The sequence below is a fragment of the uncultured Candidatus Kuenenia sp. genome, assembly GCF_900696675.1.
In the GTDB taxonomy this organism is placed as follows: Bacteria; Planctomycetota; Brocadiia; order Brocadiales; family Brocadiaceae; genus Kuenenia; species Kuenenia stuttgartiensis_A.
On record NZ_CAADGZ010000143.1, the window covers coordinates 1 to 7,952 of the forward strand.

Annotated in this window: 5 protein-coding genes; 3 read left to right on the forward strand and 2 right to left on the reverse strand. The window is 41.8% G+C overall.

Features of this window, described 5'->3' with window-relative positions; all coding sequences use genetic code 11:
• Positions 1-1,220 precede the first annotated feature (1,220 nt).
• The 3 genes from QZT26_RS15090 to QZT26_RS15100 all read left to right on the forward strand — a co-directional run bounded on the left by QZT26_RS15090 (position 1,221) and on the right by QZT26_RS15100 (position 3,867).
• Positions 1,221-2,609, forward strand: a complete 1,389-nt coding sequence (locus QZT26_RS15090; RefSeq protein WP_295103333.1) for a choice-of-anchor V domain-containing protein — start codon at positions 1,221-1,223, stop codon at positions 2,607-2,609.
• A 461-nt stretch (positions 2,610-3,070) separates the two neighbouring features.
• The gene (locus tag QZT26_RS15095) at positions 3,071-3,523 is read left to right on the forward strand and encodes a paraquat-inducible protein A (protein WP_295103336.1); all 453 of its coding nucleotides are present in this window, start codon (positions 3,071-3,073) and stop codon (positions 3,521-3,523) included.
• Positions 3,524-3,615: 92 nt separating this feature from the next.
• Positions 3,616-3,867: a hypothetical protein gene (locus QZT26_RS15100; protein ID WP_157820377.1), complete on the forward strand. Its 252-nt coding sequence runs from the start codon at positions 3,616-3,618 to the stop codon at positions 3,865-3,867.
• Between the two features lie 435 nt (positions 3,868-4,302).
• Here QZT26_RS15100 and QZT26_RS15105 read toward each other — a convergent pair whose 3' ends face one another.
• A complete protein-coding gene (locus tag QZT26_RS15105) occupies positions 4,303-5,946 on the reverse strand; it encodes an NAD+ synthase (protein WP_295103335.1) in 1,644 nt (547 codons plus the stop codon).
• 25 nt (positions 5,947-5,971) lie between these two features.
• Positions 5,972-7,447: a nicotinate phosphoribosyltransferase gene (locus tag QZT26_RS15110; protein ID WP_169703787.1), complete on the reverse strand. Its 1,476-nt coding sequence runs from the start codon at positions 7,445-7,447 to the stop codon at positions 5,972-5,974.
• Between the last annotated feature and the right edge of the window lie 505 nt (positions 7,448-7,952).

The following is a 7,952-nucleotide window of genomic DNA, read 5'->3' on the forward strand; positions in this document are numbered from 1 at the left end:
ACCACAGGATATTTCGTGACGTAAGAAACGCCATATCGCGGGAGAAGCATATTAATGGTGGCTCAAGGGTTAAAAAAATAGAATTAATTAATGGGATGAATGCAGGATGGAAGGATCTCTATGACGGTTTATGAGATTGCTTCGGAAAAGACCCTCGCAATGACAAGCTGAGACCCTCGCAATGACAAGCGGGTACCCTTGCAATGACAAGCGGAGGACCCTGCACTGACAAGCCGAGACCCTCACAATGAGAAGAAAAACTTAGGGCTATTCATGTTATAAGCCTTCCAGATTTCCTACGCAGACAATTCCACCACCTTAATCCCCCGTCAGCGGGGGACAGGCTTGTCACATCCCTCGCAGCTTTCATGCCCTTGTGGGGTTGATCCAGGTGCATCCCCGATCCTTTGTGAAAAAATTTAAAGGTAGGGTGGATGAAGCGATAGCGAATCCACCATTCAATATCTGACAACAGGCAGGTGTGAAGATTTACAAAAAATCAGGAATGCACCTTTGTGTACCTTACGCAAATACTGCGTATAGCCACAAGCGTATAGGTTTAAAAAAATTGAATTTAAACAAGGGGCTGCAATCCCTTGTTCAATGCGCATGCAATGTTTTTATGTTTATAAAACCTAATTTGTTTGGCTATACAAACAAAGAACCTGCGTTTGCAGGCTTCGAAGAGGTTATAATCTCTGTGTTACAGCAAACGAAAACCTCGTGTTTTATTTTGCGCAAATATTGCGTGTATTAGTTTTGTTATATCAGGAGGTCTTTGTGATTCATTTATCACATAGGGGGCAATGTTATTAATAACTGCTTTTGATAATAAGACTTGTGATATTTTAAAAACAATATTTCGTTAATGGCACAATAGTTGTTCATCAGTTGTCATATTTTTCACAGATAGGCAAATAGTTGCAAAAAAAAGGCTCGACAATGATTCGATTGCAAGAGTTGTAGAACTAAGCGATTACTTTGTTACGAGCGTTACAAAAAAGGCGTTTTAGAAGGATTCGATTACAAGACGATATATGACACTATTGATCTACTCCGGTTTCCCAAAAATGTTATCGATAAAATGTGGCATTATCGATAGGTAGGAGATACCGGTTTTTTCATAAAGGGGAGTTCTGGGGAGGCTTAATCAACAGGACCTTCTTTCCGTTTTTATCCGGGGAAGTTATTACAATTTTTTAAAGGAGGTGCAGCGAACCATGCGAAACAAGTTTATGCAGTGTATGTATTTTATCCTTTCATGTAGTGTGTTGTGCATTGTGGTAAGTCCTATATTTGGACAAATCTGCAAGTCAACGATGGCGTTGGAGGAGGCGTGGAAAGACTATACAGGCTCCCCTAAAGGTGGCGATTGTACTGAATGTCATAATGCATTTGAACTGAATTCAGGAAGTGCCGAATTTTCAATATCTGCCCCCGAAACGTATGTTCCGGGGGAAAGCGTAGAGATTACGGTATCCTTTGAAAACTCCGGTGCCTTCCCTAATTATGGCTATGATATGACAGCGTTAGATGCGAATAATAATTACATTGGCACTTTTACCCCCCTTATTGGCACCTCGTCTGCTAAATCAGACCAGTACATATCGCAAAATTTTTCAGTAGGCAGTCGGACGGTGACGTTACTATGGAATCCGCCCTCTACGACAATAGATGATCCTGTCACCTTGTATGCGGCAGGAGTACTAGAAAACGGTGATAAAAATGGGCATGAAGGAGACTATGTTTATACCGACACCTTTACGATGTCCCAATTGCCGGCAGCTACACCAACCCCAACTCCTACCCCAACAAACGGCGGCGGTGGTGGTGGTGGTGGCGGTGGCGGTGGCGGTGGCAGCGGTGGTGGCAGTACTTCAACTCCAACTCCAACTCCAACTCCAACAGCGACGCCGACAACGGAATCAACACCGGTGACGGTTGCAACTCCTACGCCTCCCGATGAAACATTGGGTGTACTTGCCGGATTCGTAACTGACAAAGACACGGGTGGTGTTATTAATGGAGCTGCGGTATCAAGCATTTCGGGTATATATAAAACGACCACTGATACAACAGGGTATTACCAGTTAGAAGATATACCTGAAGGAATTTATACGTTTATTGTTTCTGCGGCAGGATATATCCGGTCGCCGGTTTCAGGAGTGGCGATAGTAGCAGGCGATACCATTAGCCATAACTTTGAATTGGTAGCAGTAGCGATTGTTACACCAACACCTCCAGTCTCAAGCCCAACTCCAAGCCCAACTGAGACTTCTACCCCTTCGGAGTGTGAAGTTACCTCTATAGTTGTTTCCCCCGAAGAGATAGAGCTGAAGAAGGGGCAAACGGCTGAAGTTACCGTGTATTTGATAACCCCAGAAGGTTGTCTGCCAATATCAGGCGAGAAGGTTAAAGCAACTGTGAAGAAGAATAAAGATGGCAAAAAGAAGGTATCTGCGTCTCCACGTAAAACAATGACAATTGCTGGAGAAACCTACGGTGAGGCAGCGTTTACCATTACTGCAAAAAAGAAGAAGGGAACCTCTAAGGTGAAATTTAAGTACAATAATCTAAAAACAACGTTGAAGGTAGTGCTTGTGGAATAGGAGGATCTTTGATAACGATGTATTGACCCCATGCTTCGGCATGGGGTTAATACAATAAAAGACTTTAGCCCTGAAGTTAACCCAATGCATTTCCGCTACACATGGGATAATATTAGTGGAACGCTGCAACGTGCCTCCTTAATAGGTTTAATCGCAAATCAAAATGTGACCATATCCTCCTCGGAATAGAAACACCAATAGAGTATGAGGACTACCTGAAAGGATTTGAGGTCTTTAAAGACGAGTAGAAGCATATTAATAACCCCGGCATTAGCGATTTCCCCCCCCCCGAATCAACACGTTCATTATAACCGCACCAACCATCTCCCTGTATAGTAGTGAATGCAGACAGGATGCCTAAGAGTTAATAAACGAACTAATTGTTTAATGTACACCCTTATATTATGCCGCAAAAAAAGTCAATTTATCGCTTGAAGCCGTATCGATGGGATATACCCGTGATGGTAGTGGTAGCATTGGGACTCCTCATTGCAGGGCTGAACCTTCCAACACTCAAGCTGGCAAAAGTAATTTTCTTCACCAATACGTATTCTATTTGGGATGGTGTGTGGGAATTATGGAAGTCGAACCACATCGGTCTGGCAGTAATAATCTTCTTTTTTTCCATCATGTTTCCCTGTGTAAAACTTATTGGCCTACTTTTTGTTTGGTTCGTACCATTAGAACCGGAAGGGAGAAAACGTTTTCTTTACTGGTCGGGTATTTTAGGAAAATGGTCTATGCTTGATGTTTTCATCGTTGCAATACTCGTCATACTGATCAAGACCAGGGATATCGCAGATGCCAACGCGCAGATAGGTATTTACTTTTTTGCCTGTGCAATTATGCTTTCTATCGCGGCTACAATGATGATAGAAAAGATGGTAACTTTAAAAGACGGCACAACTGAATAGTAAAGCCTTAAGATTCTCCGGAACTCTTATATCTTTGGGTGCAATCCTGATTTTTTGTAACTTCCGCTATGTTTTAATGAAACGTTGCAGTAGTGTTAACCCTGACAGGGTTTCAAACCCTGTCAGGGTTGTTTCGTCCTGACCCCATCATTAACGGTTACAAAAAAACGGGAATGCTCCCTATATCTTTTAGAGACAGACTTCATTTTGAAGAAGGTGACAACATTGTCTTTGAAATAAAAGATGATTTTTGTTTAAACAATAGCCAGTTTTTCGATCTCCTGATCAATTTTAGTTTAACTTCCTGTATTGCCCCCGACTTCTCCTTCTTTGTAACACTTTAGTTTTTTGAAAAATTCCAGGAAAAAAGGAGAACCCCAAAGGGGTAATATGATTATAGAAAACACAGTAAAACCACGCCTAATCCCGAAGGGATGATATAATCGCCACGGTTAGGTATTTTATGAAAGGCAACACAGATAAAATTATATCACCCCTTCGGGGTTAATTACGGGTTTTTCGCATAATTTCTATAATCATTTCATCCCTTCGGGATTATTGGGATTTTTCAAAGAACTAAAATGTTACCCTTCTTTTAATTAGGCCTTCGGCAACTTTTATTTGTTGCACAAGTAAAATATCAGTCAACGGCTTTCTTTTTTACAAAAAATCGGGAATACACCCCTTCAACTAAGGAACTGTAAATGTGGGGACATTTCCCTTATTTTCACAACAAATCAAGCAAGAAATATGGGAAGTGTCCCATTATTAATGGCCATTTACTCGCCGGTAAATTTATGTGCTATTGGCATGCGTCTGCCGGAGCCGAATGCCTTTGACGTTACTTTTATCCCCGGCGCAGCCTGACGCCTTTTGTATTCATTTCTGTTTACTTTTTGAATAACGTCACGTACGGTTGTTTCATCAAACCCCATACGTACAATTTCTTCTATACATTTAGCTTCTTCAATGTATGCCTTTAATATACTATCGAGAATATCGTAAGGAGGCAGGCTGTCCTGATCGAGCTGGTTTGGTCTTAATTCCGCCGAAGGTGGTTTGGACAGTGTTTCCTGCGGTATTATCTCCTTTTCCCGGTTCATGTATTTAGCCAATTCATACACCATCGTTTTTGGCACGTCTGAAATGAGCGCAAGCCCCCCGTTCATATCTCCGTACAATGTACAATACCCTACCGCCATCTCAGATTTGTTTCCCGTAGAAAGCACCAGATACCCGTACTTATTAGACAAGGTCATGATAATATTTCCGCGGATTCGCGCCTGTAAATTCTCTTCCGCTATATCGAAAGGCAGCCCCCTGAATTCTTCACGCAGGATCATTTGGTAACCATCAAACAGATCTTTAATGGGAAAGATTCTGTAGTCAATGGCAAGATTTTTTGAAAGCTGCACTGCATCATCAACGCTGCCCTGTGAAGAAAATTGAGAGGGCATAATTATGCCCATTACATTTTCGCTTCCCAGTGCTTCTACGGCAAGGGCAGCGGTTACTGCGGAATCTATACCGCCGCTTAACCCAATAATCACCTTCTCAAAACCACACTTTACGACATAATCCCGAAGCCCAAGAAGAAGTGCTTTTTGAACTGTTTCGATTGGAGTAAAGGTCTGCGGGACAACCTGTGTTGCGGTATTTTCAATGTCAACGACAATTAAATCTTCCCCGAATGCCGCCGCCTGAGCAATACGCTTGCCTTGCGCATTGATAACGGCACTGCTCCCATCAAAAACAAGTTCATCATTGCCTCCGATATGATTTACGTAAATGAAAGGGACTTTGTACTTCTTTGCATCATGCGTAAGCATCCTCAGCCGTATTGATTCGTGCTTCTCAACCGTAAAAGGAGATGCGGAAATATTGATAATAACATTCGCACCCTTCGATATGAGCTTTTCAATGGGGTCAGTTTCATAAAGTGGACGCATCCAGAATTCTTCATCGTTCCATATATCCTCACAAATAGATATTCCAAGCGTATAGTTATTAAACTGGACTGGGGCGATGGAACATGCAGATTCAAAATAGCGGGATTCGTCAAAAACATCGTATGTCGGGAGAAGCGACTTGTGGTGCACCGACACAATTTGTCTGTCTTGAATAAATGCGGCTGCATTATGGACGAGTTTGCCGTATGATTGCCTGTTTCTGTCAACGAATCCCACAATAGCGGCAATACCTGATACCTGTTGAGTTATGTCCCTTAACGCCTTCAAATTGTGGCCTACAAAGGCAGGAATATCAAGAAAATCCTTCGGCGGATAACCAGTAACTGCAAGTTCGGGGAAAACAACAAGGTCTGCATGTTTCCTTTTTGCCCGTTCTATGAATGAACATATTTTCCGTACATTGTTTTCAAAGTCACCAACGACAGTATTAATTTGTGCCAGCGCTACTTTCATATTTTTTCACCTGAAGATCCTCTTTTCAGTTATTCCTTCTCAGGAGTTGCTCTGCCTCTCGTTTTTTTGCTTCTAATGCCTGACTTTTTTTAACAGGATAGGTTTCAGCATTTCTAAGACGTTTGTATGGCTCCGGCAATTTGACAATATTACACAGTGCATTATTTTGAATCTCCTGTAAAGCAGGCAGGGCATAACATATTTCTCCACCCTTTACCACCTGTATTAAAAGAGGAATGGAGTCTCCCTGCTCATTTTCAAGCCCTATTATATCCCCAACAAAATGAGTATCTTTGTCTATACGACGGTAGACTTGTTTTTTGTACGGATAAGTAAGCTTATCTTTGCTGAACTTCATTTTAGGGACAGGCTTTCCGTCATGTTCCTGTTCGACCAGTTTATAAATTCCTCCCAATGCAGGCGCATCCTTTGACGTTACCATTTCAGTGCCCACGCCAAAGGAATCAATAGGAGCCCCATTTCTTAGCAAGTCGTCAATACGTTCCTCATTGAGATCGCCGCTTGCAATTATTTTAACATGATGCATCCTTTGACTATTCAATATTTTTCTTACTTCTTTGCTTAGTTCCAATAAGTTTCCACTATCGATACGTACGCCTTTCAGTTTTTCACCTATAGCGGCGGCATGTTTCGCCCCGGCGAGTGTGTCATAGGTATCAATAAGGAGCGCCGTATCATCAGGAAATGTCTCATGATATTTACGAAACGACTCCGCTTCGTTTTCAAAAACCATTACCCATGAGTGGGCAATTGTACCGGCAGGGGGAATATCCAGCTCATATGCTGCAAAAACGTTAGAGGTGCTTTTACATCCTCCGATAAAACAAGCGCGGGCTGCAAGGATGCCTGCCTGCGGACCATGGGCGCGGCGTGTTCCAAAATCAATAACATCACGCCCTCGGGAAGCATAGACGACTCTCGACGCCTTTGTTGCAATGGAACTCTGAAAATTAATGGTGGAAAGCAGATATGTTTCGACAATTTGCGCCTCAATTATGGGGGCTGTTACCCTAAGTATAGGTTCTTCCGCAAATACAATCGTCCCTTCAGGAACGGCAAATACATCGCCGCTAAAGGCAAATTTTTTCAAATATGCAAAAAATGCATCACCTACATGACTGAAAGCCGGTTGTTTCCTGATAAACCGGATAGCTTCAGGTGAAAACCGGATATGGGTTAGGTAGTGAAGCACCTGTTCTAGTCCTGCGGTAATTATGTAACTGCGATTTTCCGGCAGGTGGCGAATATAAAATTCAAACGTGGCAATATCATGCATGCCGTGTTCAAAATATCCGGCAGCCATAGTAAGCTGATAAAAATCAGTAACAATACCAAGTGAGTCTTCGGAGAGAAAAAGGGATTTTGGTTCTTTCATGGATATGGAAGGGAAAAAGGATTTGTCCGTATTTTTACACCAGTTAAAAAAGGCATTCGGACAGTAAGATTTGCACCGATCTTTCAAAGAGTTAAGTATAAACAATAAATCACCTTTTTGGTGAAATACCATCTAAGCATAACTATTTGTTCTATCTGTGATTAGCAGTGCTCATCCGTGTTTGATTGCAGGGTATAAGTAGTCCTTTTTTGTCAATATTTAACTCTTTTCGCACCATCATAGTGTATATTGATAAGTTTTTACTTCAAGGATAAGCCCTATTACTTCTTTTATATTACGGTTAGCTTCTGCTGTGGTCTTGCCTTGAGTAAAACAATTTGAGTGTTCTCTGCATTGGGCAATATAAAACTTTCCGTCTTTCTCTATATCAATAGTAAAATTTTTACGTATAACAAATCTCCTTCAGCTAATTTTTTTCTTAAATGCCTACCACGGTACACCAATCTCTTTTGCTATTCTTTGTACTACTATCCATCAATTTCTTGTTTTTTATGCGTGTTTTTCATGCCGCCATTTCCGTAAGTGCTTTAATATCAAGGGCTGAAGCGGTCATCAGTGAACAAGAGAACTTCTGGCCTTTCTCCGTCAA